The organism is Burkholderia sp. RS01 (genome assembly GCF_039748055.1).
In the GTDB taxonomy this organism is placed as follows: domain Bacteria; phylum Actinomycetota; class Actinomycetes; order Actinomycetales; family Micrococcaceae; genus Arthrobacter.
The window spans coordinates 15,018-40,806 of record NZ_JBDLAK010000011.1 but is presented as its reverse complement, the minus strand read 5'-3'; the positions used below and the strand labels follow the sequence as shown (position 1 = coordinate 40,806).

The following is a 25,789-nucleotide window of genomic DNA, read 5'->3' as shown; positions in this document are numbered from 1 at the left end:
TACCCGGACGGGTAACCGGCCATCAGCCACGGTACGTTCACTGCTAGGCGCGGGCGCGCACCACGGGGAGGCTCGCCGTCGGCGGTCCGCTCGGGAAGACGGACGGCTCAGGCACCTCAACGGGCTCCAATGCCACCCGTACGGGCTCGGCCCCGACGGACCAGATCTGACCCCGAACGTCGACGTCCAGCTGTTCGCCGTCGAGGACGCTGAGCGTGATGGCGGCCGGATCAAGCTCCGCGAGGAGCAGCCGCCCCTGGAGCTTCAGGTGGAAGGACAGGCTGTCCCATTCCTCCGGAAGCCGCGGGTCGAAGTAGGGCACGGCGCCCTGGTCCCGGAGCCCGGCGAAGCCGCACACCAGCGAGCTCCACACGCCGCCGGTCGAGGCGATGTGCACGCCGTCGATCGTGTTTCCGTGGGAGTCGTCCAGGTCGATGAACACGGCGTTCGTGAAGTGCTCCAGGGCCGCCTTGCGGTACCCCACCTCGGCGGCCATGATCCCCTGGACGCACGCGGACAGCGTGGAATCGCCGGTGGTGATGGGATCGTAGAAATCGAAGGCGCGGCGCTTCTCCTCGGCGGTGAATTCCTGCCACTGCAGGAACATGGCCAGCACCGTGTCGGCCTGCTTGAGCACCTGGTGCCGGTAGATCACCAGCGGGTGGAAGTTCAGCAGCAGCGGGTACTTGGACCGCGGCGTCGTCCAGTCCCACGGCTCCAAGGTCATGAAGTCGTTGTCCTGCGAGTACACCTTGAAGCGTTCGTCGAACGGCAGCTGCATCCGGGCCGCGGCGGCTTCCCAGAGCTGCCGCTCGGCGTCGTCGATTTCCGGGTGGTCCAGCGCCGCCGCAGCGCGCAGGTTAAACCGGGCCATGACGTTGGTGTAGAGGTTGTCGTTAACCACGGCCGTGTACTCATCCGGTCCGGTCACGCCGTGGATGTGGAACAGGCCGTCCTTGCCGAAGAAGCCCAGGGACACCCACATGCGGGCGGTCTCGATGAGCAGGTCCGCGCCCATGCCGCCGCGGAACTCGGAGTCGCCGCTCGCCCAGACGTAGCGGTTGGCGGCAAAGGCGATGGCCGCGGCGATGTGGAACTGCGCCGTGCCGGCGGCGTAGTAGGCGCTGGCCTCCAGCCCGTTGATGGTGCGCCAGGGGAACAGCGCGCCGTCCACGCTGAGCTCCTTGGCCCGAATCTTGGCGTCCGGCAGCATCTCGTGGCGGAACTCCAGGACCTGGCGGGCGCCGTCGGGGTTGGTGTACGTCAGGTACGGCAGGAGGTAGACCTCCTGGTCCCAGAAGTAGTGCCCCTCGTAGCCGGAGCCGCTCACGCCCTTGGCGGGGATGCCGGCAACCCCGGCGCGGGCCGTGGCCTGAGCCAGCTGGAAGAGGTTCCAGCGGATGGCCTGCTGCAGCTCCGGCTGGCCGCCCACCCGGATGTCCGCGGTGGACCAGTACTCGCGGTAGTGGGCCTCGCTTTCGGCGAAGACCTCACCCACCGGCTTCAGGCCGGACTCGGCCGCCTCGGCCGGATCCAGGCCGGCCTGGGCGTCGGCCGCTCCCGGCACGCCAGCCAGCGGGCCCCGGGCCACGGCGTAGCTGACGCTCTTCTCAAGCCGGAACGGCTCGTCCGCGCCCACGGCCAGCACGTAGCGGACGCTGCTGTCGTCCTGGTCCACGAGCGTATCGAAGGGCTGGTGCCCCGCGGACGTCCAGTGGTCCACGGCAACCCCCACGCGCTGCTTGGACTCCGCGGCCTCCCAGGACAGCCGGAGCGAGCCGTCGCCGCCGTCGAGCCTGAGGGGAAGCAGGACACGGCCGGCGTGCCGGCCCGCCCGGCGCGGATCATGCGCGGAATGGTCGTCCACCGGCTGGTCCTGCCGGTTGATCACGGACGAGGTGACGTCTGCGGACACGGCACGGTCCGCGGACAGCTCCAGCGAAATGCCCAGGCTGCCGCGGGACTCGAACCCTACCGCGCGGCGCTCCACCGTGGTGACCGTGGCGCCTGAGCGGCACTGCCACACGATGCGGCACTCGTAGATTCCGGTGGCGAAATCCGTGGTCCGGCGGTAATCGAGCACGGCGGATTCGGTGAGGCTGAGCGTTTCGCCGTCGATGATCACCGTGAAGTTGTTGGCGTCCGGGATGTAGAGGATCCGCTGGCCGGTGCGGGCGAAGCCGAAGGCATTTTCCGCGTGCTTGATGTCCCAGATCTCGTGGAATCCGTTGATGAAGCTGCCCGGAAGCTCAGCATCTGCCGCCGCCCAATGGGAGCCTCTGATGCCGAGGTGCCCGTTGCCGAGGGCAAAGAGCGTTTCGAGCGTGCCGGTCTGGCCGGGGGCGTGGCTAGTCTCCACGAGCTTCCAGGGATCGTTGGGGAAGCGGACGCGGTCAGCAGTGATGAGTGCCATGAGTGGCGTTCCTTAGGCGGTCGGAGGTGCGGCCAGGGTTGGGGACCTGGCGGTCGGTTCTGCGCAGTTGGGTTAGGGCAGAGGGTCTAGAGGAGTTCGTCAAGGTCGTTGACCACAAGTGTGGCGCCGGCCTCCAGCAGGGTCTGGCGTCCTGCGCCCCGGTCCACGCCGATCACGGAATGGAAGCTGCCGGCGTTCCCCGCCTGCACGCCGGAGACGGCGTCCTCGACGACGACGCACTCTTCGCTGGGCAGGTCCAGGAGCCGGGCGGCGTAGTCATAGGTAGCCGGGCTGGGCTTGCCGGGCAGGCCTTCGGCGGCGGCCACGACGCCGTCGACCACCACTGCGAAGTGGTGGTCCAGTCCCGCTGCGTGCAGCACCGAAGGGGCGTTGCGCGAGGAAGACACGACGGCGACCTTCAGCCCGCGCGCCAGCACGGCTTCGAGGAAGCGCACCGATCCCGTGTACGGCTCCACGCCGGCACTCACGATGTCGTTGAAGATTTTGTTTTTCCGGTTGCCCAGGCCCTGGACGGTGGCGTGGTCCGGATGGTCGTCGGTGGGACCCTCGGGAAGCGTGATGCCGCGCGACGTCAGGAAGTCCCGGACGCCGTCGAACCTCGGCTTGCCGTCAATGTGGTCGAAGTAGTCGCTCTCGCGGTAGCCGGCCTTGCCGGGCTGGGACTCGAGGTAGCCGTCAAAGAGCTCCTGCCAGGCGCGTTCATGGACCACCGCCGTGGGCGTGAGCACGCCGTCGAGGTCGAACAGGATGGCGGAGGCGTCCGTCCAGCTGTTCGGGGTGCTGCCGGGGCGGGTATTCAGAAGATCAGTCATGCCTGGTGCGGTGTCCTTTCGGATGGCGGACAGCAGTGGTTGGGGACCATGCGGGGAGGAGGTGCGGCGTCGGCGACCGCGGGCGGAGCATCTTACGGCGCAGTGCCTCGACTGGGGAGCGCCCCGGGGGCGCGTTCAGGTGGCATACGTGCGCAGTCGCTCTGGGAAACGTCTACTTCCATGATGAGGCCGTTGTCCGGTCAGGGCAAACCCGCCCGGGTTCACACCCGCAGGAACATGCACATGCATCGCGTGGCCCGGCCCTTTCAGCGCTTCAGTCGAGGACCGGTGGTTTCGGCCGAAGATGAGTGTAAGCGCTTGCAAATTTGGCCCGCAACTGTTTTTACCAACGCGCAGGATTTTGACGGCCCCGGGGACCCGGCGTGTTGCCTCGGTTCAGTTCAGGACATAGTGGCGGAGGAACGCGCTGACGTCCACCATCTCTGCCATGGACATTGCATGGCCCATGCCGGGATACGTCCGCGCCGTCAGCCGGGTGCGGGTATCCAGCCATTCGGCGGTGTAGGCGGTGGCATCCTCGTTGATGACCAGATCCGCCTTGTCCCTTCCCCAGAAAAACGGCGGCGGAACGTCAAAGGACTCGCTGAGCGCCAGCAGATCGTTGTCCAGGACAAAGCCGGAAAGTCCGACGACGGCGGGAAAGTCCCGCGGCCGCAGCCGCAGCAGCGTGCTCGCCATCGCCATGCCCTGCGAATAACCCAGCAGGGTCACGCTGCTGTGGGCGCCCTTGACCGAGTCGATCCAGGAAAAGACCGAGTTGGCGGCCGCAATGACGTCGGCAAAATCATTCGCCAGGAAATAGTCCAGCAGGAACCACCCGTAGCCGTCAGCGATCGGCATGGGCGCGCGCAGCGCCGCGCACGTGAATTCGGACGGGAGGTGGCCGAACAGATTCACCATCCGGGACTCGTCCGTGCCGTAGCCGTGCATCATCACCAGCAGCGGCGTGCCGGCGCGCTCATTTTCCGGCTTGGACCAAACAACTGTCTCCATCCGAACAGCCTAGCGATTCACCGCGGTCGATCCCGGGGCTGACCTGCGCGGATGATTGAAACGGGGGTTACCGCGATGTAGCCTGACGTTTGACAGCATGCTTAGCAATTGACGCATGACCGGCCATACCTACCAAGTTGCGGGAAGTCCGCGAACGCAAGGAGCAAGTCATGAGAATCGGTTCCGCCATCTTCCTGATCGCCATCGGCGCCATCCTCGCCTGGGCCATCACCCCGGGACTCATCCCCAATGTCGACCAGACATTGATCGGCTACATCCTCATGGCCGTGGGCGTGATCGGGCTGATCGCTTCACTTGTCCTCGCGTCTCCCGGACGGAGCCGCCGCGTCAGCGAAACCCGCTCGGTCGTGGACCCCAACACCGGCGAGCGGATCACCCGCAACGAAAGCCGCGACGGCGGACTCTGACGGCGGACGGCAGGTCGCGCAGATGGGCGGCGCGCCATGGAAGCGGCCGGACGGCCGGCCGTGAACTCCCAGATCAACACCGGACCGCCGGGCCAGACCTCCGGGTCCGGCCCGGCATTTTGGTTTCATGTTGTTTTTCATTGACAAACCCACATGAACGAAGATAAAGTCAAGTAATTGCAGATCATGTGACTACAGTCACTGACCGGGCAGTCGCAGATCGGGCAGTCGCCCATCACCCAATCACTGGCCAGCCGGCAGCGGACCGGTTTCCAGCAGTCACGCAGTGCAGGACTTACGCAATGGAGGGTATGTGTTCGCTGAGGAGCGTCAGCAGCAGATCGCCGGGCTCGTGGCAGCCAGCGGCCGCGCCAGCGTCACCGACCTCGCCGAGCGTTTCCGCATCACCACCGAAACCGTCCGCCGCGACCTTGCCGCCCTCGAATCCGCAGGCACGCTGCGCCGCGTCCACGGCGGGGCCGTCTCCGCCGACCGCTTCAGCACCACCGAGGAAAGCATCCTCGAACGGACCATCCAGCGCCAGGCCCAGAAACTCCGCATCGCCGAGGCCGCCCTCAACTTCCTTCCGCAGGGCCCGTCCAGCAGCATCCTCCTTGACGCCGGCTCCACCACCGAGGTCCTGGCGGACCTCCTCGGCCGTCGCAGTGCCGGCGTAGCCGGCTCCCCGGGCGCGGACGGCGAAAGGGAACTGGTGGTCATCACCCACGCCATTCCCATCGCAGCAAAGCTTGCCAGTACCCCCGGAATAGCCCTGCAGATCCTCGGCGGCCGGGTCCGGGGACTCACGCAGGCGGCCGTCGGGCAGGCCACCGTGGACGCAGCGCACAAACTCCGCCCGGACATCGCCTTCGTGGGAACCAACGGCATCCACGCAAGCTTCGGCCTCAGCACTCCCGATCCTGAAGAAGCCGCCGTCAAGGCTGCCTTCGTCCACTCGGCCCGCCGCATCGTGGTGCTGGCCGATTCGTCCAAGCTGGACGCGGAAACGCTCGTCCAGTTCGCCTCGTTGAAAGATCTGGACACCGTGATCACAGACCGCAAACCCAGTTCCGAACTAGCGGCCGCCCTCGCCGAGGCCGGCGTCGAGGTGGTGATCGCATGATTGTCACCCTCACTGCAAATCCCAGCCTGGACCGGACGGTGGCACTGCCTGGACCGCTTGAACGCGGCGAAGTGCAGCGCGCAGTCTCCGTCCGGCAGGAATCCGGCGGCAAGGGCGTCAATGTCTCCCGCGCCCTCGTGGCGTCCGGGCTGGAGACCCTGGCGGTGCTTCCGGGCGCCGATTCGGACCCCGTCCTTGCGGGCCTGCGGGATGCCAAGGTGCCTTTCGCGGCGCTGCCCATCCATGAACCACTACGCACCAATGTGGCGCTCACCGAGCCCGGGGGCGTCACCACCAAGATCAACGAGCCGGGACCTGTCCTCAGCGCCGACGCGCAGGAGGCCCTGATCGATCTCCTCCTGGAACGCTCGCAGGGCGCCAGCTGGGTGGTCCTCGCAGGTTCCCTGCCGCCCGGAGTCCCGGCCGATTTTTATGCCACCGTCACCCGGAGGCTCCGCTCCGCCGATTCCGGCACCGGCGTTCCGCAAATCGCCGTCGATTCCTCCGGAGGGCCGCTCGCCGCGGCCATCGCGGACGATGCGTCAGGAACAGTGTCCGGGAAACCGGACCTGCTCAAACCCAACGCCGAGGAGCTTGCGGAACTCGCCGCCGCAGCTGGTTTCGCCTCGGTGAGCACGGCTGAGGAACTCGAAGCGGATCCGGCGGCCGCCGCGGCGGCCGCCGCCGCCGTCGTGCGTTCCGGTGTGGGGGCCGTGTTGGCAACGCTCGGTTCGAAGGGCGCTGTCCTTGTGACGGCCGACGGCGCGTGGCTTGCCACGCATCCGCCGGTCACCGCGGTCAGCACGGTCGGCGCCGGCGATTCGTCGCTGGCCGGCTATCTGCTCGCCGCCAGCCAGGGCGCCGCCCCGGCTGACTGTCTTCGTCAAGCTGTGGCCCATGGTGCCGCAGCCGCTTCCCTGCCGGGCTCCACAGTCCCGGCAGTCCACCAAACCACCCCCGACGCCGTAACCATCACGGCCCTCCGGAAGGATTGACAGTGACTCAGCTCATCACCACCGACCTGGTCGAGCTCGACCAGAACCTGGGCAATTCGCCCGAGGACGTGATCCGGCACCTGGCTGGCAGGGTTGCCGCCACCGGACGCGCGAGCGAGGTCGAAGGCCTCTTCACCGATGCGTTCGCCCGCGAGCAGAAGACCGCCACGGGCGTGCCCGGCGGCATCGCCATCCCGCACTGCCGCTCGGCTGCGGTGACCGAACCGACCCTCGCCATGGCACGGCTGTCCCAGCCGGTCGATTTCGGCGCGAAGGACGGCCCCGCCGACCTCATCTTCTTCATCGCAGCGCCGTCGGGCGCGGACCAGGAGCACCTCAAGCTTCTGTCCAAGCTCGCCCGCTCCCTGATCAAGAAGGACTTCACCGGGGCCCTGCGCGCCGCGTCCAGCCAGGCGGAAATCGTGGAACTCGTCGAAGGTGCCCTCGCGGACAAGCCCGCCGCGGCACCCGCGGCAGCGGCCGCCCCCGCAGCAGCCGTATCCGGCGCGGCCGCAGCTCCGGCGAAGGGTGGCCCCAAGCGCCTCGTCGCCGTCACGGCCTGCCCCACCGGCATCGCCCACACCTACATGGCAGCCGACTCCCTTGTGGCAGCGGCCCAGGAAATGGGCGTGGACCTGCAGGTGGAGACCCAGGGTTCCTCGGGCGCCAAGCCGCTGGACCCCGCCATCATCGCCGCGGCAGACGCCGTGATCTTCGCGGTGGACGTGGATGTGCGCGGCAAGGAGCGTTTCGCCGGCAAGCCCGTCATCAACGCCCCCGTCAAGCGCGGCATCGACGAACCCGCCAAGATGGTCCGGGAAGCGCTGGAGGCCGCGGACAACCCGCACGCCCGCCGCGTTCCGCACTTCGGCGCCGAAGAGCAGGCCGAGCAGGAAGCCACCGAAAAGGGCGAACACATCGGCCAGAAGCTCAAGAGGGCACTGCTCACCGGTGTCAGCTACATGATTCCCTTTGTTGCCGGTGGCGGTCTGCTGATCGCCCTGGGCTTCCTGCTGGCCGGTTTCGATATCGCCCTGGGCACCAAAGCCAACGACATCCTGGCAAATAACACCCTGCTCAACCTTCCCGACGGGAACCTCGCCCTCTACCTGGGCACCGTATTCTTCAAGATCGGCGCCCTGTCCATGGGCTTCCTGGTCCCAGCGCTGGCCGGCTACATCGCCTACGCGATCGCCGACCGTCCGGGCATTGCGCCAGGTTTCGTTGCCGGTGCCGTATCCGGCTTTATGGGTGCCGGGTTCCTTGGCGGCATCGTCGGCGGCCTGCTCGCAGGCTACATCGCACATGTGATCGGGACCTGGTCGGTGCCGCGCTGGCTCCGCGGCCTGATGCCGGTCGTGATCATTCCGCTGCTCGCCTCCATCATCGCTTCCGGCGCCATGTTCCTGTTCCTCGGCGGACCGATCGCAGCCATCACCGTGGGCCTGAACACCTGGCTCTCCGGCATGTCAGGCGCCTCTGCCGTCGTACTGGGCATCATCCTCGGCCTCATGATGTGCTTCGACCTCGGCGGCCCGGTCAACAAGGTCGCCTATGCCTTCGCCGTCGCCGGTCTCGGTGCGGGAAGCGCCACCAACCAGGCGCCGTGGCAGATCATGGCAACCGTCATGGCTGCCGGCATGGTCCCGCCGCTGGCGATGGCCCTGGCCACCGTGCTGGACAAGAAGCTCTTCAGCCTCGCCGAGCGCGAAAACGGCAAGGCCGCCTGGCTGCTCGGAGCATCCTTCATCTCCGAGGGCGCCATTCCGTTCGCCGCAGCCGATCCGCTGCGCGTCATCCCCGCCAGCATGCTCGGCGGCGCGGTCACCGGCGCACTCACCATGGCCTTCGGCGTCACATCCCAGGCACCCCACGGCGGAATCTTCGTGTTCTTCGCCATCGGCAACGTGGTGATGTTCATCATCTCCATCCTCGTCGGCACAGTGGTTACCGCACTGGCAGTGATTGCGCTCAAACGCTGGGCTGCCAAGAAGGCCGTTGATACGGTGGAGAGCGTCCCCGTAACCGTCTGACCGCCCGCTGACCATCAGCACCCCGATCCCCCGCACTGCAATTGCAAGGAGCAGAAATGTCCGAACGTACCGCAACCGTCGCCAGCCGAGTAGGCCTGCACGCCCGTCCGGCAGCCATCTTCGCCGAGGCAGCCGGCGAATTTGACCTCGACATCACCATCGCCCGCGAAGGGGAGCCTGCCGACGAAGCAATGGACGCCGCAAGCATCCTGTCCCTCATGAGCCTCGGCGCATCGCACGGCGACGTTGTGGTGCTCCGGGCCGACGGTGAAGGCGCCGACGCCGCCCTCGAACGCCTGGTCCAGATCCTGGAAACGGACCACGACGCCGAATAGGCCCAGCAAGTTCACGGCCGGTTTCCTCCGCAGCACCCGTCAGGGAACTGCGGAGGAAACCGGCCATTGCCCTTTCCGTAAGCAAACTTAGTAGTTTCTTGTTTTTGTTCCGGAGCACTACTAGCTTGGATTTGGATAGTTGCATTTGCGGCCCCGCCGTTCGATACGGCCCCGGAAACCCCGGGCTGAAGGAGGATGACAGAGTGGCAATCTTGCAGGAAAGCATCGAAGTCGAAGTTCCCATCAGCACCGCCTACAACCAGTGGACGCAGTTCGAATCGTTCCCGCAGTTCATGAAGGGCGTCGAATCCGTCGAGCAGATCGACGAGACCTCACTCCACTTCCGCACCAGCGTGGCGGGCATCAAGCGCGAATTCGACGCTCAGGTCCTGGAGCAATCACCAGATCAGCGCATTGCGTGGGTAAGCAAGGACAAGCCCCGCCACGCAGGCAAGGTCACGTTCGAAAAACTGGGCCGGGACCTCTGCCGTGTCTCGGTGGCGCTCGAATGGGAGCCGGAAGGGCTGGTTGAGAGGACCGGCGCCGCCGCCCATGTGGACGAACAACAGGTCTCCGCAGACCTGCTGCGCTTCAAGGAATTCATCGAGTCGCGCGGCATCGAGACCGGCGCCTGGCGCTCTGCCGTCGACAACGGTGAGGTCGACGCCCCCGACGCCCACTAACCACCTGAAGCCGGAGGTAGGCATGCCTGAGAAAAAGAACCCCAGTTTGAAAGATCCCGAACTGTACGATGAGCTGCGCGAAGACGGGGCCTCGAAGCAGAAGGCAGCCCGCATCTCCAACGCGGCAGCCAAGAAGGGCCGGTCCGAAGTTGGCCGCAAGGGCGGCAAATCCGGTGACTACGACGACTGGACCGTCGCCCAGCTGAAGGCACGGGCCAAGGAAATCGGCCTCAAAGGCTACTCGGACAAGAAGAAGAGCGAACTCATCTCAGCGCTCAGAAACTCCTGAGCGGAGTTCCATGAGACCGCGGGGCAGGGTGCCCGCCTCGTCAGGCGCCCTTCCGCGCTGTCTTAGCGGCCGTCGTCTTGCTGGCAGCCGTAGTTTTCGTAGCGCTGCCGGACTTCGCCGTCGTGCCCGACTTCGCCGTGCTCGTCTTGGCGGCTGCACCGGCGGGTTTGGCAGCGGAGCGCGTAGCGGTCTTGGCAGTAGCCTTGGCCGCGCTGCCTTCCTTGGCTGCGCCGGTTTTCGCGGCGCCGCTCCTGCCGGTTGCACTCCTGCTCGCCGTCTTTGCCGCGGGCTTGGACGGCCCGCCGGAGTCCTCTCCCCCGCCCGCTCCCCGCTTCTTCTCGAGGCTGGCCTTCAGGGCCTCCATGAGGTCGATCACCTCGCCCGTGCCGGACTCGGCGGCCGCCGCCCCGAATGTCTCCTCGGTGTCCAGGGAATCGCCCTTTTCCAGCTTGGCCTCGATGAGCTGGCGGAGCTGGGCCTGGTAGTCGTCCGTGAACTGCTCGGGCTCGAAGTCCGACGCCATGGACTCCACCAGCGCTGCCGACATTTCACGTTCCTGGGCGGAGATGCGGACCGATGTTTCCAGGGCCGGAAAACCTGCCTCACGCACCTCGTCCGCCCACAGCAGGGCCTGCAGCATCAGGACGTCGTCGCGGATCCGCAACGCCCCCAGGCGGGTCTTGTCCCGCAGCGCAAACTGCACGATGGCCACGCGGTCCGTGTCCTCGAGCGCCCGGCGCAGCAGCATGTAGGCCTTCGGAGACTTCGAATCAGGCTCCAGGTAGTAGCTCTTCTCAAACATGATGGGATCGAGCTGTTCGGCCGGCACGAACTGCACCACTTCGATCTCGTGGCTGTTTTCCGCCGGAATGGACTTGAGCTCGTCGCGCGAAAGGATCACCGTCCGGCCATCGTCCTCATACGCCTTGTCGATATCCGCATAGTCCACAATCGTGCTGCACACCTCGCAGCGGCGCTGATAGCGGATCCGCCCGCCGTCGGCGTTGTGGACCTGATGGAGGCTGATGTCGTGGTCCTCGGTGGCGCTGTAGACCTTTACCGGGACGTTGACCAGCCCGAACGCAATGGCGCCTTTCCAGATGGCTCTCATGACACAAGTGAACATCACACTGCGCCGGAGGTGAAGACCTGTGGCCGGCGGTAAGGAGCGCGTCCGGGTGGGCGGCCGGGAATTGACCCTGACCAATCTGGACAAAGTGCTCTACTCTGCCACGGGCACCACCAAGGCTGACGTCCTGGCCTACTACGCCGCCGTGGCGCCGGTGCTGATTCCGGCGGCGGCCAACCGGCCGGCCACGCGCAAGCGGTGGGTCCACGGTGTGGGGACAGCTGACGAGCCCGGCCAGATGTTCTTCCAGAAGAACCTGGACCACTCCACCCCGGGCTGGGTTCCCCGGGTCGCCATCACCCACAAGACGAGCACCAACTACTACCCGCTGGTCAACGACCCCGCCACGCTGACCTGGCTGGCGCAGATCGCCTCGCTGGAGATCCATGTCCCGCAGTGGCGCGTGGACTCGCACGGCAACGCCCTGCCGCCGGACCGGATCGTGCTGGATCTGGACCCCGGCGAGGGCGCCGGACTGCCGGAATGCGCTGAGGTGGCCAGGCTGGCGCGGGCCATCCTGAAGGACGTGGGGCTGGATCCCGTTCCGGTCACGAGCGGCAGCAAGGGCATCCACCTCTACGCCGCCCTGGAGGGCACGCAGACCTCGGACCAGATATCCGATTTCGCCCACGAACTGGCCCGCGCCCTTGAGGCGGACCATCCGGACCTTGCCGTCAGCGACATGAAGAAGACGCTGAGAACGGGCAAGGTGCTGGTGGACTGGAGCCAGAACAACGCCGCCAAGACCACCATCGTCCCCTACTCCCTCCGCGGGCGGCTGACACCCACAGTTGCTGCTCCGCGCACCTGGCGGGAGCTGAGTTCTGCGTCCCTCCGGCAGCTGGACTACGAGGAGGTCATGCGGCGGGTCAGGGCAGGCAAGGACCCGTTCGCCGTCGTTGACGAGCGCAGCGGACTCGCAAGTGCCGCCCCGCCCGGCGCGGAAGGCAGCGGCGGAAGCCACGCCGCCCAACGCGGTGCCGGCACCCGCGCCGCCGGCAGCCACGGCGAAGAGCTCGACGGCGGCACCCGCCGGAGCGGGGGCCACGATGACCCGCGGCTGGACAAGTACCGGTCCCTGCGCGACCAGGACGAGACACCGGAGCCGTTTACCGCCGAGAAACACCACGGTGCCAGGTCCGGGCATAAGGACAGGGACGCGACCGTCGGGGCCGGGCAGCAGGCCGGCACCGGGGAGAAGGCTGCGGGGGAAATCTTCGTCATCCAGGAGCATCATGCCAGCCGCCTCCACTTCGACTTCCGGCTCGAGCACGAGGGCGTCCTGGTGTCCTGGGCCCTGCCCAAAGGCGTACCGGAAACGGGAGCCAAGAACCACCTGGCGGTCCAGACCGAGGACCACCCCATGGACTACGCCACGTTCGAGGGCACCATCCCAAAGGGCCAGTACGGGGCCGGCAGTGTGAGCATCTGGGATAGCGGCACTTACGAACTGGAAAAGTGGGTCAACGGCAGGGAAGTCATTGCCACGCTGACGGGCCGGGAAGGCGGCGGACTGGGCGGGACCAGGAAGTTCGCCCTGATCCATACCGGGCAGGGCCAGGGCGAGCAGTCCCAGTGGCTCATCCACCTGATGGACAAGGCCCACGGCGTCCGAGGCAACCGCAGCGCCCCGCCCCAGCCGGCTCAGGACGGGGCGGCCCAGGATGGGGCACCACAGGATGCGCCCGCCGACGGGGGTCCGGCTCAGGACGCCCCGGCTCAGGACCGGCCGTCCCTGGCCGGGCGGTCCCTGGCCGGGCCGTCCCCGGCCGGGCCGTCCCTGGTCGGGCCGCGTGGCCCAGGCCATGCCCGGCCCGCTGGCAGCAGCGGCGGAAGCACTGTCACCGAGGACCCGGTCCCCATGCTGGCCACGGCCGGGACGCCGGCGGATCTCCACGGCAGCGACTGGCTCTTCGAACTCAAGTGGGACGGCATCAGGGCGCTGGTGGTGGCGGACAGCGGGAAGATCCGGCTGCTCAGCCGCAACGGCATCGACATGTCCGCCAGCTACCCCGAACTGACCGAGCGGAGCTGCTGGCCGCCGCAGGACTTTATCGCCGACGGTGAGATCATCGCCGTCGGGCCTGCCGGCAGGCCCGACTTCGGCGTCTTGCAGGGACGGATGAAACTGACCAAGCCGGGCGATGTAAAGAGGGCCCGCGCCGCCATCCCGGTGAGGCTCATGCTCTTCGACCTGCTGGCCGAGGACGGACGTGACCTTCGCAGGCTCCCCCTCTGGCAACGGCGGGAACGCCTCGCAGGGTTCTTAAGCCCGTCGGACTGCCCCGTGGAGCTGTCCGAAACGCTCGATGACCGGGTGGAACACATCCTGGATAGCGCACGCGAACTTGGCCTTGAGGGCGTGATGGCCAAGCGTACGGACGGCCGGTACGTCGGCGGCCAGCGGAGCCGGTCCTGGATCAAGCTCAAGATCGAGCAGACCCAGGAGGTGGTGGTGGGCGGCTGGCGTCCCGGAAAGGGCGAGCGGGCCGACACAGTGGGCTCGCTGCTGCTGGGCATTCCGGACGGCAAGACGCTGCGCTATGTGGGCCGCGTGGGCAGCGGGTTCAGCATGCGCGAGCTCAAGGAGCTGCGGCAAACGATGGACGGGCTGGCTCGCAAGACCTCGCCGTTCGATGATGTGCCTGCCGCCGACGCAGCTGATGCCCGTTGGGTCAGTCCCGGGCTGGTGGGCGAGGTGACCTTCGGCGAGTGGACCGGCAGCGGAAAGCTCAGGCATCCCGTGTGGCGCGGCTGGCGGCTGGACAAGAAACCGGAAGACGTCGTCGCCGAGTCCCCTCCCTGAGGCCCGTCCCTGAGCCGCGGCCACGAGGACGACGCGCAAAACGCGCCGGGATACGCATATGGCCTGGGGACTCCCGAATTCGGGTGTCCCCAGGCCATATGAGCATCCTCAGGCCGCTACGACGAGTGCGGCATCTGCGGGCGGCTGGTCCGGTGGACCGCAGTCACGGCGGCTCCCTGGTCCATGCGGCCGTGGCCTGAGCCGCGGTCCTTGGGGTGGCGGCGCTTGCCGTTGCCGTCCGGCCACTGCCGGCTTCCGCCCATGGCAGCGGTGGCCGCCATGGTTTCCGGAGTTGGCAGCGGCGGCCGGTCCATGGATTCCGCCAGGTGTGCGGCCACGTCCGGTTTGATGGTGCTTCCCTTGTTCTTGTCAGCCATTTGTTCTTCCTTTCCGCGATGAAAATGAAGTGTCCACCCATATTAGGGTCGCGATTCCGGCCTGCCTGCCGGAACCAGAAGCAATCTCGCACCAGTTCCGGGGGTGCTTCAACTTGGCCCGCAGCTGCGTCCAGCAAAAACGACGAACAACTCGGGGTAACGCGGAGGCACAGCCTCAACAGGCGCGGTATTTGTGGTCGGATGCGGAAGGCGGGGCACGGCGAACGTCGGCGGGAACCGACGGCTGCCATGCCGGCCCGTTACTCAAAGATCAGTGTTCCCATGGCTCCACCATAGGCAGAAACGGGCCGGCCGGGAACCCCGCGGCGGCCACTCAATCTTCGGCGTTGCTGCGGAACGAGCCCTCCCAGACGGCCCTGGATCCCGACTCCCCGATCTGCACCACGGTGAACACCGTTCCGCCGCACAGTATAAGGACAAGCACGACGGCGATCGCACCCATGACGCGGGACCCGGCCGTGCCCAGCCTGCTGCGCAGACCGTCCGCCTGCGTGGCGCCGTACCGGAACCACAGCCACTGCACCAGTGCCGCAATGAATACGCCCATGACCCAGAGCAGGAGTGTCCCGCCCAGCTGCATGTGCGCGTTGATCCGGGGCGTTGAATCGACGCGGGCCAGCAGCCACGCACCCGCCGCAGCCGTCACCGGCACGAGGACCAGCGCCGCGAGCGCCACCAGCGGCGTGACGATCCCCAGGCGTCGCCTGGCAACGGGCCAGACGATGCTGAGCACCACGCACAAGGCCGCCAGCGGAACAATGACTACGGTGGCGTGAACGAGCAACACATGCATTGGCAAGCCGGAAACCTCGTAGTCCATGCCGAACACCCCTGTCTGGATTATCGAACCCATAAATCCACGTCCCGCGGTACGCGAATACCGGACATACCCACACAGACGAGCGCCGGCGTCGAACGGTTCAATTGAACGGCTCACGGGGACCGCCCACACCGTCTCCAATGGGCTCACGGCCGGCCGGGAACACGACGAATACCCCGAAATACGGGCCTGTAACGGCCCCATCCAGAAAAAGGTTTGGTAACGATGCCCTCCACCCCCGCTTTCCGCAGGATGACGCGGTCAGATCGGCCAAATTAAATATGATTTGTTGCCTCGTGACGGCGCTGAACGCGTGATCATACGGCACGAAACTCTCAATTTCCATGGAAATCACGTAAAATTGAAGGCCTGCCCAGAGCGGGGCAGCTACAAGTCGCAAGCAATTGACCTCCACAGGAGTCGCACAAATGCCCACAGACCGAAGCACGACCGACTCTTCAGCAGGCGTTCTGAACGCCAGCGGAACCAACAACATTGCACCCCCGGGTGCGAAAAAACCGAAGCTACTGGCGCGGCGCCGACTCAAGGTGTCCGACGTCAACGTGGTAGACCAGCCAATGCTTAAGAAAGCGCTCGGCGGAACCATCGTGGGTAACACCATGGAATGGTACGACGTCGGCGTGTTCGGCTACCTGATCACCACCATGGGACCCGTGTTCCTGCCCGAGGCCGACAAGTCCGTGCAGACACTGTTCCTGTTGGGAACCTTCGCCGCCACGTTCATCGCCCGCCCCCTGGGCGGCGTGATCTTCGGCTGGCTCGGCGACAAGATCGGCCGGCAGAAGGTGCTTGCCGCAACCCTGATGCTGATGGCTGCCAGTACTTTCGCCGTCGGTCTCCTGCCCGGCTACGCCCAGATCGGCATCTGGGCCGCAGCGCTCCTGGTTGTCCTCAAGCTCGTCCAGGGCTTCTCTACCGGCGGTGAATACGCCGGCGCCACCACGTTCGTGAGCGAGTACGCTCCGGACAAGCGACGCGGCTTCTTTGCCAGCTTCCTGGACATGGGCAGCTACCTTGGCTTCGCCATGGGCGCAGCGCTGGTTTCAGTGCTGCAGCTGACCCTTGGCCAGACCGCCATGGAGGAATGGGGCTGGCGCATCCCGTTCCTACTCGCTGGCCCCCTCGGCCTCATCGCCGTGTACTTCCGGAGCAAGATTGAGGAATCCCCGCAGTTCCAGGCCACCCTGGACGCCCAGGAAGACCTCAACAAGGACGCTGCCGCCGGTGATGAAGCTGCCGCCAAGGGCCCGGTGGGCATCGTCAAGGCTTACTGGCGTTCAATCATCGTAGCCATGATCCTGGTGGCTGCGGCGAACACCGCAGGCTATGCCCTGACCTCCTACATGCCGACGTACCTCACGGAGTCCAAGGGTTACGATCCGGTTCATGGCACGCTCCTGACCATCCCCGTGCTGGTCATCATGAGCCTCTGCATCCCGCTGACCGGCAAGCTGTCCGACCGGATCGGGCGACGTCCCGTGCTGTGGATCGGTGCCATCAGCACCGTGGTGCTGGCAACTCCGGCGTTCCTGCTGATCGGCATCGGCGACGTCTGGTCGACGCTGGCCGGACTTTCGCTCGTCGCTTTCCCGGTGACGTTCTACGTGGCGAATCTTGCCTCAGCACTGCCGGCGCAGTTCCCCACAGCCAGCCGCTACGGCGCCATGGGCATCACCTACAACTTCGCCGTGGCCATCTTCGGCGGAACCACGCCGTTCATTGTTGCCGCGCTGATCAGCGCCACGGGCAACGACATGATGCCTGCCTACTACCTGATGGGAACCTCGCTGATCGGCGCTGTGGCCATCTACTTCCTGAAGGAATCGGCCCAGCGACCCCTGCCGGGCTCCATGCCCAGCGTGGACACGCAGGCCGAGGCCCACGAACTTGTGGCCACCCAGGATGAAAACCCGCTGATCGACCTGGACGACATGCCGTTCGATACGCAGGCAGAGGAACCCGAAAAGGTTCCGGCCCGGGTCTGACCTTGTAGTTCAGAGCCCCGCCCTGTGAGGCCTGCTTTGTACGTTGCTCCCTGTGACAGCGTCAAGGCAGGCCTCACACGCGTCTGGCAGACTTTTGGAGACTGAATGCACAGAAGACTGGAGGTAGCGGTGGCCCACGTCTTCATGCGGCATCTCCGCGCGCTGCATAGCCTTGGCCCTGCCAACAACGATCATCTGTCCGCCCTGCGCGTGGCCGTGAGCGTGGCCGTCCCCTCTCTGGTTCTCCTCGTTTTCGGACGGCCCGAGCTGATCATCTACGCCGTATTCGGCGCACTCACCGGCATGTACGGGAGGTCCGAGCCCCACCAGCTGCGGCTAAGGCACCAGTTGCAGGCCGCGCTGGTCCTGCTGTCCGGCGTGGGAGTGGGCGTGTTCCTCTCCGTCAATCAGCTCCATTCCTGGTGGCTCGTGGGCATAGAGGCCCTGCTTGCCGGCGCAGGCTCGGTCTACTCCGACAAGGTGCGGCTCAAGCCCAACGGCCCCTTCTTCGGCATCCTGGCGCTCGGTGCCTGCGCCTCTGTCCCCGCGGTCGTTCCCTGGTACGTTGCGCTGCTCATCAGCGCCGGATCTGCGGCGTTTTCCCTGCTTGTGGGCTTTAGCGGCTGGGTTCGGCGCCGCACCTGGAGCGACGGGGCGGTGCGGGAGTCCGCCAGGCTGCGCGGTCGGCTGCGGAGGAAGGCCGTCATCCATGCCGCGCGGTACGTGGTGGCGGTTGGTGCCGCCGGGACAATTGGCGTCATCACAGGCAGCGGTCACCCGCACTGGGCCATGGCTGCCGCCGCGGTTCCCCTCGCCGGCGCCGACCTTCCAAGCAGTGTGCACCGCGGGCTTCACCGCATCATGGGAACGTTCCTTGGCCTGGTGGTGGTCGCCGTCGTGCTTCTTCCGGCCCCTTGGGCCCCGTCGCAGTTCCTCCCCGGAGCGGAAGCCGCCGTGCTGGCATTGCTGGTCATCATCTTCCAGTTCACCACCGAGCTGTTCATGACCCGGCACTACGGGCTGGCGATGGTCTCCTTCACGCCCGTCATTCTGTTGATGACGCAGCTGGCGGCTCCGGCCGACCCGTACGTGCTCATTGCCGAACGCGGCGTTGAGACAGTCGTGGGGGCGGTGATCGGCATCCTCGTGGTGGTGTTTATCCGGGCGCGCCGGGGTCCTGTTCCTTTGGCCTCCGCGGCGGGCCTGCCATGAAGCGGTCCGGCAGGATCCGGGCGGCCGCGGCAAGCACCTTGTAGCGCTTGGTGGGAATCGAAACCGCCTTCCCCCGCGCGTTGTCCGCCAGCCCTTCCCCGACCACGCGGCCCGGATGCAGCCACGTCCAGCGCGGGACGGCGGACTTGTCCATCCCCATGCGGTCGTGGAACTCCGTGTGGACAAAACCGGGGCAGACCGCCGTCACCTTGACGCCCCGGTCCGCGTAGGCGAGGTTGGCCCACCGGCTGAAGCTCAGCAGCCACGCCTTCGCCGCGGAGTACGAGCCGCGCGGAAGGAACGCCGCCACGCTGGCCACGTTGATGATCCGGCCGGAGCGGCGTTTCAGCATTCCCTGCAGGGCAGCGTGGCTCAGCACCATGGCGGTTTCCACGTGCAGCTTCAGGTGCTTCTTCTCGTCCTCGATGCTGTTTTCGTCAAAGTTGAGCAACAGCCCGATCCCGGCGTTGTTCACCAGCACGTCCACCGGGCGGGACGGGTCCGACAGGCGCGCGACGACGGCGGCCACGCCGGCGTCGTCAGTCAGGTCCGCGGACAGCACCTCCGCCGTGGTCCCGTACCGCCGCTGCAGGTCCGCTGCGGTTGCCTGCAGTCGCGCCTCGTCGCGTGCCACCAGCACGAGGTTGTGGCCCTGCTCGGCCAGCTGGCGGGCGAATTCGGCCCCGAGGCCGGCGGTGGCACCGGTGACAAGGGCTGTGGGGTTGGCGGTGTTCGGCGTCATGCCAACAGCCTAGCTTCGCGGCAGCGCGGGAGGCAGGGCTGTTGGCAAGACCGGATGCCGGGCCGTTGGCGCGACGCCGGCCGGATCGGAGATCAGGCTGTGATCATGCGAACCTGGCCAGCGGATTATTGAGCCGTCCGGCCTTCTGCAGGCCGCCCGACGGGTCCGTGAGGTCCAGCATCTGCTGGTTGTTGCGCAGCTGCAGCCGGTTGAGGCAGGACAGTTCGAAGTCCGGCGCGAACAGATCGTGGCGGGCAAACTGGTCCTCGAGCTCCGGATGCCGTAGCTGGTAGTCCCGGATCGCCCCGGCGGCCACGCCCCAGAAGTCGTCTCCACTGAGCTTCCCGTCCTCCACCAGCAGCGCGCTGATGAAGCGGAAAATGCAATCGAACACGTCGGTGAAGATCGCGAGGACCTTGTCGCCGTCGGGGATATCGGCCCGGATCCGTGCCACCGCATCCGGCAGGTCCAGCCCGTCTCCCATCACCACGATTTCCTCGGCGATGTCCTTCATGATGGCCCGGACCGGAACGCCGTCTTCGAGCACCAGGATCACGTTCTCGCCGTGCGGCATGAACGCGAGCTCATACCGGTAGACGCAGTGCACCAGGGGAACGAGGTAGGCGTCGAAGTATCGGCGCAGCCACTCGTCCGGCGCCAGCCCCGACTGCTCGATGAGGGCAGCGACTATCGGTTTGCCGGCGGCGTCCACATGCAGCAGCGACGCCATGGTGGCCAGTTGCTGGCCGTCCTTGAGCAGCGGCAAGGGACTCTCCCGCCACAGGGCCGACAGCATTTTCCGGTAGGGCGAGTCCTTCGCGGATCCGGCCTCGTAGTGCCCGTTGTGGTAGCCGATGGCCGCCGTCTCACTGATCATGGCGAAGCCGCTGCGCTGCAACGTGCTGTCCCGTGCGATGAGCTCCCTGAGCCAGTTGTTGATGGCCGGAGTGGCCTTCATGTACTGCGGGGAAAGCCCCCGCATGAAACCCATGTTGAGGACGGACAGGGCAGTCTTGACGTAGCTCTTTTGTGGATCGTCTGTGTTAAAAAACGTCCTGATGGACTGCTGCGCCTGGTAGGTGTCCGCTCCCGCGCCCACGTGCACAATGTGCTGCCGGGCTATCTCGGCGGCAAAGGTCACGGTGATCTTGTTTTCCCACTGCCAGGGGTGGACCGGCATGAGGAAATACTGCGCCGGATCCAGACCCTGCGCCCGGACCGCGGCCTCGAAGTACGCCAGTCCGGCCGCCCCCAGTTCGGCTTCCAGGTGGCGCTGGTAGTTCAGCCCCTCGGCCGAGCTAAACACAGCCCTGCTGCGGTGCACGGCGATCCATTCCAGCTGCACGGGCGCCCCGGACTCGGGCGCGAACGCCTGGTAATCGGTGATGCCGAACCCGAGCCGGCCGTTGTTGGCAACGAAACACGGGTGGCCTTCGGTCATGCTCCGCTCGATCGCCTGGAAGTCGGCCGCGGGATCTGCCCCTCCCGTGACACCGGCGGCAAGTTGCCCGGCAGTCGGCTGCCCCTTCCACTGTTTGAAGGCGTGACTGGACAGCGTGCTGCTGATTTCCTCCAGGTACACGGGAAGCATTTCTTCCCGGATTCCCAGCGCATTCCGGAACTCGCTGATGAAACTGAGGGCATCCGCGGCGGACTCTGTCCCGTTCCGGATGCAGCGGATGGAGGCGGCGTCGATGGACCAGTGGTCCAGGTCCAGTACCCGCGCGGCGAAGGAGTACTCCACACTGCCATCGTCGCTCAGGACCCGGTAGGCGGTGAGCCTCGGCGCCGCATGAAGGTCCGCCGGTGCCCGCTTCCCTGCGGGTGCCTCGATTACTTCGGGTGCCGTGATCGCCTGAGGTGTCAGGATCCGTTCGTGGGAAAACTCGGCGAGCGCCTTGCGGACCAGGTGCCGGTTCGCCCGGTTCCACAGTTCGGGCTGCAGGTGGGCGATGGACTGCCCACGCGATAGGTCGGATTCGACTTCGATGATGGTCACAGTGAGGCTTCCTGGTCGGGGGTGAACTGGTCGGTGGTGGGCTGGTCAATGGTGAGGTGGTCTATGGCGGAATGGTCCGTAGCGGGGACGTCAGGGCCAGGCTCGTGGAGGGTAGGGCGGTGGCGGGCCGTCCGGGCGGATTGGAAGTCGGCCCGGGTGCAGAAGCTGAGCAGCGCTTCCTTGTCCGGCAGGGTCACCACTCCCGCAGGCGTGAATCCGAGCCGCGAATTCAGAGCATGGATCTTGGCATTGCGCGCATCGGGCTCCACCACCACGCGGTCCACGCCCGTCTTCAGGAAGAGGCGGTCCAGGGCCGCCTCCATGACGTCGGCCGTGAAGCCGTTCCGCGGCCTTTCCGGAGGCGCCACGAGCAGGTGCATGCCGATGTCCCCGGGCTGCACGGCGTAGGCCTGGTTCAGGGGTGAGAGCGCCGGAAGGTATTCCTCCATCAGGAAGGCGGGGACGCCGCCGTCGAGCCCCAGCAGCGCGTGGTGATGCCCGCTGGATTGGATCTTGGAGTATTCCTCCACAACGTCCTGCACCGTGGTGGACTGCATTCCCCAGAAGGCGGCATAGGGCCGTGTCACCCATCTGTGGATGAGCGGGGCGTCACCTGTTGCGTCGAGGCAGCGGAACGTGAAGCTCATGCCGGCACCTCGGCGTGGCCCTGCATTCCGCGTGCCGGCAAAGCACTGTCCCGCGCCGCTGGGGACGGCGCGCCGAACTGCTGGAAGGCGATGCTCCGCTCCACCGGATACACCTCCCGTCCCGTGATTTCCCGCAGGATGCACGAGTTCCGGTAGGCCGCCATGCCCAGGTCCGGGGTGACGAAGCCGTGGGTGTGGAGTTCGGCGTTCTGGACAAAGATTTCGCCGGGTTCGACGCCGGTGCTGTAGTTCCGCTGCACCGCAAACCTGCCGCTGCTGTCGCGTGAAATTCGGTCCTGCACGCCGGCGAGGAACGCGGGCTCGCGGTAGGCGTACCCGGTGGCCAGTACCACCGCCTCGCTGTCGAGCCCGTAACCGACGCCCTGTTCCTCGTGGCGCAGCTCCAGCCGGTGCGAGTCCGTGGACGCGTTCCATGAAGCTCCGGTGAGCGTCGAATGGGTCAGCAGCCGGGTGTCCACCATGCCGGAAAGGCTCTTGGTGTAGAGGAGATCGTAGATGGCGTCTATCAGGTCGGAATTGATCCCTTTGTAGAGATTTTTCTGGCCTCGGACCAGCCGGTCACGCTGCTCCTGCGGCAGGGCGTGGAAGTAGTCCACATAGTCGGGAGACGTCATCTCCAGCGTGAGCTTGGTGTACTCCAACGGGAAGAAGCGGCCGGACCGGGTCACCCAGTTGAGCTGGTACCCGTGGACGTCGATGTCCTGAAGAAGCTCGTAGTAGATCTCCGCCGCGCTCTGGCCGCTCCCCACGATGGTGATGCTGCGCCGCTGCTGGAGCTCGCTCTTCCTCGCCAGGTAGTCGGCGTTGTGGAGGACCAGACCGCCGGCCGTGGCTATCCCGGAACAGGCGTCGGGAATGTACGGCGCCGTGCCGGTGCCGAGCACCAGCCGTCGCGCCCGAAGCACCTCCTGCCCGTCCGGGCCGTTTACCGCAATCCGGTACACGCCGTCGTCGTAACTGACCGCCGTGACGTCCGTGCCGAACCGGACCGAGGCCAGCTGGCCCGCCACCCACTGGCAGTACTGGTTGTACTCCGCCCGCAGCGGGTAGAAATTTTCCCGGATGTAGAAGCGGTACAGCCTTCCGGTCTGCTTGAGGAAGTTGAGGAAGGAATAGGGTGACGTCGGATCCGCCAGCGTCACCAGGTCAGCCAGGAACGGGACCTGCAGGTGGGCCGGCTCGAGCATCATGCCGGGATGCCAGTCGAAGGACTCCCGGCGTTCCAGGAACACACCGTCCAGGCCGTCGACCGGTTCGCTCAAGGCGGCCAGGCCCAGGTTGAAAGGCCCGACGCCGATTCCGGCGAAGTCGTAAACGCGGCCCCTGCCGGAGGTGCTTCGTGCGGTGGTGCCCGATGCCGACGTGCTCATGCGCGTGCCTCCCGGGCTGCAGCGGCGGATCCGCCCGCGGGCGCGGTGCCGGTCAGGCTCTCCCCTGTCCGCCGGACGAGCTCGATGATCTCCCGGATGTCCTCCAGCGTAGCCTCGGCATTAAGCAGCGTGAACTTCAGGAAGTGCCGGCCAGCGACCTTGGTCCCGGCCACCACCGCTTCGCCCGAGGCAAAGACGGCAGCACGGATGGCCGGATTCAGGCTATCGGCGAGGTCCTCGGACAGCCGCGTCCCGTCCGCGAACACCGGCCGGTAGCGGAACACCAGGGTGCTCAGTTGCGGCTCGACCGCCAGTTCAAAGTCGGGATCCGCCGAGAGCACCGTTCCCACGCGGGCGGCGAGGTCGATCGCTTCGTCGAGGAGCGCACCGATGGCATCGGCCCCCATGATGCGGAGCGTGAGCCACAGCTTGAGGGCGTCGAACCGGCGCGTGGTCTGGATGCTCTTGTCCACCTGGTTGGGGATCTCGGCGCGCGCGGCGGCTTCCGGGTTCAGGTAGTCGGCGTAATACGCCACGTGCCGGAGCATGGCGCTGTCCCGGACCAACAGGGCGCTGGAGCTGACGGGCTGGAAGAAGGTCTTGTGGAAGTCAACGGTGACGGAGTCGGCCAGCCGGATTCCGTCCAGGAGGTGCCGGTACCGGTTGGACACCATGAGCCCGCCGCCATAGGCAGCATCCACATGGAACCAGGCACCGTAGCCGCGGGCCAGGGCGGCGATCTCGGCTAGCGGGTCCACAGCGCCGAAGTCGGTGGTCCCGGCCGTGGCGACAACCGCCATCGGCACCAGGCCGGCGTTGCGGGCAGCCGCAATGGCACCGGCCAGTTCGGAAGGATCCATCCGGTGGTCGGCGGCGCAGCAGACGGACACGACGGCGTCGAAGCCCAGCCCGAGCATGGACGCCGATTTCCGGATGCTGAAGTGGCTGTCCGCCGACGTGAAGATCCGCAGCTTCTCCAGCAGCGCCGGCAGCCGGAGCCCCGCGTTCGCCGGATCGAGCCGCAGCGCCGCCACGGTGTGGTTCCGCGCGGTCAGCAGCGCCTGGAAGTTGGATTGGCTGCCGCCGGAGGTGAACACGCCGTCCGCATCGCTTCCGAGCTGCAGGCGCTCCGCGGCCCAGTCGATGAGGCGCCGCTCGATCATCGTAGCGCCGGCGCTCTGGTCCCAGGTGTCCATGGACGAGTTAACGGCAGACAGGACGGCCTCGCCCACGAGCGCCGGAATGACCACGGGGCAGTTCAGGTGCGCGGCGTACTTGGCGTCATGGAAATAGACGGCATCGCGCAGGTACGTGTCCTGCAGTTCATCGAGGGCGGCGGCGGTGTCAGGCAGGGGCCGGTCCAGGTCGACGGCGTCCACGCGGCTCTTCATCTCGGCAGGGGCGACGCCGGTGAACGGCTGTGAGGTCCGCTCAAGTTTGGTGGCCACCGCGTTGACTCCCTGCAGCACCTGCGCCACGTACCGGGGGGCATTGCGGGTATTGAAGAGATGGTTGCTGGCTGCGAGGGCCAGCTCCACTCCGGCCCCGAAGTCCACGTCCGGCGAAATCTCGCTGCGACGGCTGGAACCGGCCGTTTTCCCTCCAGCGGGGTATTCGGCGTCGGCTTCTTGGTCCAGGGGTGTTTCGTCCACATCGGGCGGCAGGGTCATGGCAGTCATCCTTTTATCGGGATCGGGTCCGCTCAGTTGCGGCGACCGCACCCAAGCAAGGCAAGCCTTACTTAGGACACCCTTTTAGTCAAACTTCAGTGATGTAATTCCGGAGTCCCCGGAAAATGGCGGTCTTTCGCCGATATCCGGGGTCATTGACTTTCCTTCCCGCGGCCGAATATCCGAGAATGCCCCGCGCGGTGGAGGCGCGCGTGGTTTCGGCGGCCGGGAACACGGGGCTGCCTCAACCCGGGCGCCGGGAAGTCACGCGGGGTAGAGTTCCTAGCACGCGGCATTGGAGGCGGCAGGAAGCGGGGGGACGTGTCCGGCACTGAGCATGATCCGATCAATTTCAGGGAAGTGGATTCCGAGGGGCAGCCCACCGGCTACGGGCGAATGCACGGCCCCGGGGGCATGCAGGGCCCGGCCGGAACCGGGCCAGGCGGCGGGGTGCACGTAGGCGGCGGAGCACAGGCGGGAGCAGCCAACTTTGACGGCGCTGGATTTGGCGCCGCCCCGCTGGACCCGGCGGATTCAGGCCGGCCGGGCTACCTCACGATCAACCCGTTCATCGCGGCCCTGTGGGTGGTCGTTTCGGTGCTGATCGCCGCCTCCTTCGGGGCACTCACGATCGCCCAGGAGCCCGCCAATTCGAGCCCGACGGGTCCGGCCGTGCCCATAAGCTACATCTTGATCAGCTTCGCCCCGTACGTGATGTTCGCCGGACTCCTAGGCCTGATCGGCCTGCTTTTCTGGCACGCAGCACAGTGGCGCAGGAACCACGAAAAGCAGCCCCCGCCGTCGTACATCCCCTAGCGCGAAC

General features: G+C 66.5%; 22 protein-coding genes. 11 read left to right on the top strand and 11 right to left on the bottom strand.

All coding sequences use genetic code 11. The annotated features are described in order from the left end of the window. Window positions 1–43: 43 nt before the first annotated feature. The 3 genes from ABFP37_RS11795 to ABFP37_RS11785 all read right to left on the bottom strand — a co-directional run bounded on the left by ABFP37_RS11795 (window position 44) and on the right by ABFP37_RS11785 (window position 4,260). A complete protein-coding gene (locus tag ABFP37_RS11795; protein WP_347033686.1) occupies window positions 44–2,413 on the bottom strand; it encodes a glycosyl hydrolase family 65 protein in 2,370 nt (789 codons plus the stop codon). 86 nt (window positions 2,414–2,499) lie between these two features. Beyond that, complete coding sequence (locus ABFP37_RS11790) at window positions 2,500–3,246, bottom strand: HAD-IA family hydrolase (protein WP_078029089.1); 747 nt, start codon at window positions 3,244–3,246, stop codon at window positions 2,500–2,502. 396 nt (window positions 3,247–3,642) lie between these two features. Continuing rightward, entirely contained in the window at window positions 3,643–4,260 is a 618-nt protein-coding gene (locus tag ABFP37_RS11785; RefSeq protein ID WP_078029088.1) for a phospholipase, read from the bottom strand. Between the two features lie 170 nt (window positions 4,261–4,430). Between ABFP37_RS11785 and ABFP37_RS11780 the strand changes: the two genes are divergently transcribed. The 7 genes from ABFP37_RS11780 to ABFP37_RS11750 all read left to right on the top strand — a co-directional run bounded on the left by ABFP37_RS11780 (window position 4,431) and on the right by ABFP37_RS11750 (window position 10,146). Beyond that, window positions 4,431–4,688: a DUF6458 family protein gene (locus ABFP37_RS11780; protein ID WP_078029087.1), complete on the top strand. Its 258-nt coding sequence runs from the start codon at window positions 4,431–4,433 to the stop codon at window positions 4,686–4,688. A 313-nt stretch (window positions 4,689–5,001) separates the two neighbouring features. Continuing rightward, the gene (locus ABFP37_RS11775; protein ID WP_078029086.1) at window positions 5,002–5,811 is read left to right on the top strand and encodes a DeoR/GlpR family DNA-binding transcription regulator; all 810 of its coding nucleotides are present in this window, start codon (window positions 5,002–5,004) and stop codon (window positions 5,809–5,811) included. After that, window positions 5,808–6,806: a hexose kinase gene (locus tag ABFP37_RS11770; protein WP_347033685.1), complete on the top strand. Its 999-nt coding sequence runs from the start codon at window positions 5,808–5,810 to the stop codon at window positions 6,804–6,806. Before ABFP37_RS11775 ends, ABFP37_RS11770 begins: the two co-directional genes overlap by 4 nt. Window positions 6,807–6,808: 2 nt before the next feature. Beyond that, window positions 6,809–8,839 carry a fructose-specific PTS transporter subunit EIIC gene (locus ABFP37_RS11765; protein ID WP_078029085.1) on the top strand — a complete coding sequence of 677 codons (2,031 nt, stop codon included), beginning with the start codon at window positions 6,809–6,811 and terminating at the stop codon, window positions 8,837–8,839. A gap of 56 nt (window positions 8,840–8,895) precedes the next feature. Then, window positions 8,896–9,174, top strand: coding sequence for an HPr family phosphocarrier protein (locus tag ABFP37_RS11760; RefSeq protein WP_056631563.1), 279 nt, complete (start codon window positions 8,896–8,898; stop codon window positions 9,172–9,174). A gap of 203 nt (window positions 9,175–9,377) precedes the next feature. Next, window positions 9,378–9,857, top strand: coding sequence for an SRPBCC family protein (locus ABFP37_RS11755; protein WP_347033684.1), 480 nt, complete (start codon window positions 9,378–9,380; stop codon window positions 9,855–9,857). 46 nt (window positions 9,858–9,903) lie between these two features. Next, entirely contained in the window at window positions 9,904–10,146 is a 243-nt protein-coding gene (locus tag ABFP37_RS11750; protein WP_347033683.1) for a Rho termination factor N-terminal domain-containing protein, read from the top strand. 40 nt (window positions 10,147–10,186) lie between these two features. Here ABFP37_RS11750 and ABFP37_RS11745 read toward each other — a convergent pair whose 3' ends face one another. Then, on the bottom strand, window positions 10,187–11,257 hold the full coding sequence (locus ABFP37_RS11745; protein ID WP_347033682.1) for a Ku protein: 1,071 nt from the start codon (window positions 11,255–11,257) through the stop codon (window positions 10,187–10,189). 40 nt (window positions 11,258–11,297) lie between these two features. Here ABFP37_RS11745 and ABFP37_RS11740 point away from each other — a divergent pair, with 40 nt between their 5' ends. Next, the gene (locus ABFP37_RS11740) at window positions 11,298–14,081 is read left to right on the top strand and encodes an ATP-dependent DNA ligase (protein WP_347033681.1); all 2,784 of its coding nucleotides are present in this window, start codon (window positions 11,298–11,300) and stop codon (window positions 14,079–14,081) included. A gap of 116 nt (window positions 14,082–14,197) precedes the next feature. Here ABFP37_RS11740 and ABFP37_RS11735 read toward each other — a convergent pair whose 3' ends face one another. Further along, on the bottom strand, window positions 14,198–14,458 hold the full coding sequence (locus tag ABFP37_RS11735; protein ID WP_078029081.1) for a hypothetical protein: 261 nt from the start codon (window positions 14,456–14,458) through the stop codon (window positions 14,198–14,200). 334 nt (window positions 14,459–14,792) lie between these two features. Continuing rightward, on the bottom strand, window positions 14,793–15,332 hold the full coding sequence (locus tag ABFP37_RS11730) for a DUF2231 domain-containing protein (RefSeq protein WP_260680900.1): 540 nt from the start codon (window positions 15,330–15,332) through the stop codon (window positions 14,793–14,795). A gap of 395 nt (window positions 15,333–15,727) precedes the next feature. Between ABFP37_RS11730 and ABFP37_RS11725 the strand changes: the two genes are divergently transcribed. After that, on the top strand, window positions 15,728–17,305 hold the full coding sequence (locus tag ABFP37_RS11725) for an MFS transporter (RefSeq protein ID WP_347033680.1): 1,578 nt from the start codon (window positions 15,728–15,730) through the stop codon (window positions 17,303–17,305). A gap of 105 nt (window positions 17,306–17,410) precedes the next feature. After that, window positions 17,411–18,517 carry an FUSC family protein gene (locus ABFP37_RS11720; RefSeq protein WP_347033679.1) on the top strand — a complete coding sequence of 369 codons (1,107 nt, stop codon included), beginning with the start codon at window positions 17,411–17,413 and terminating at the stop codon, window positions 18,515–18,517. On the opposite strand, the gene ABFP37_RS11715 is transcribed toward ABFP37_RS11720, so the two are convergent. The 5 genes from ABFP37_RS11715 to ABFP37_RS11695 form a co-directional block, all read right to left on the bottom strand. After that, entirely contained in the window at window positions 18,462–19,259 is a 798-nt protein-coding gene (locus ABFP37_RS11715; protein ID WP_078029079.1) for an SDR family oxidoreductase, read from the bottom strand. The genes ABFP37_RS11720 and ABFP37_RS11715 overlap by 56 nt on opposite strands. A 103-nt stretch (window positions 19,260–19,362) precedes the next feature. Further along, a complete protein-coding gene (locus tag ABFP37_RS11710; RefSeq protein ID WP_347033678.1) occupies window positions 19,363–21,258 on the bottom strand; it encodes an IucA/IucC family siderophore biosynthesis protein in 1,896 nt (631 codons plus the stop codon). Next, a complete protein-coding gene (locus ABFP37_RS11705; RefSeq protein ID WP_347033677.1) occupies window positions 21,255–21,905 on the bottom strand; it encodes a GNAT family N-acetyltransferase in 651 nt (216 codons plus the stop codon). The genes ABFP37_RS11710 and ABFP37_RS11705 overlap by 4 nt, the downstream gene beginning before the upstream one ends. Next, a complete protein-coding gene (locus ABFP37_RS11700; RefSeq protein WP_078029076.1) occupies window positions 21,902–23,296 on the bottom strand; it encodes a lysine N(6)-hydroxylase/L-ornithine N(5)-oxygenase family protein in 1,395 nt (464 codons plus the stop codon). The genes ABFP37_RS11705 and ABFP37_RS11700 overlap by 4 nt, the downstream gene beginning before the upstream one ends. After that, window positions 23,293–24,966, bottom strand: coding sequence for an aspartate aminotransferase family protein (locus ABFP37_RS11695; RefSeq protein ID WP_347033676.1), 1,674 nt, complete (start codon window positions 24,964–24,966; stop codon window positions 23,293–23,295). The genes ABFP37_RS11700 and ABFP37_RS11695 overlap by 4 nt, the downstream gene beginning before the upstream one ends. 321 nt (window positions 24,967–25,287) lie before the next feature. On the opposite strand from ABFP37_RS11695, the gene ABFP37_RS11690 reads away from it, so the two are divergent. Then, window positions 25,288–25,782, top strand: coding sequence for a hypothetical protein (locus tag ABFP37_RS11690; RefSeq protein ID WP_078029074.1), 495 nt, complete (start codon window positions 25,288–25,290; stop codon window positions 25,780–25,782). Window positions 25,783–25,789: the final 7 nt, after the last annotated feature.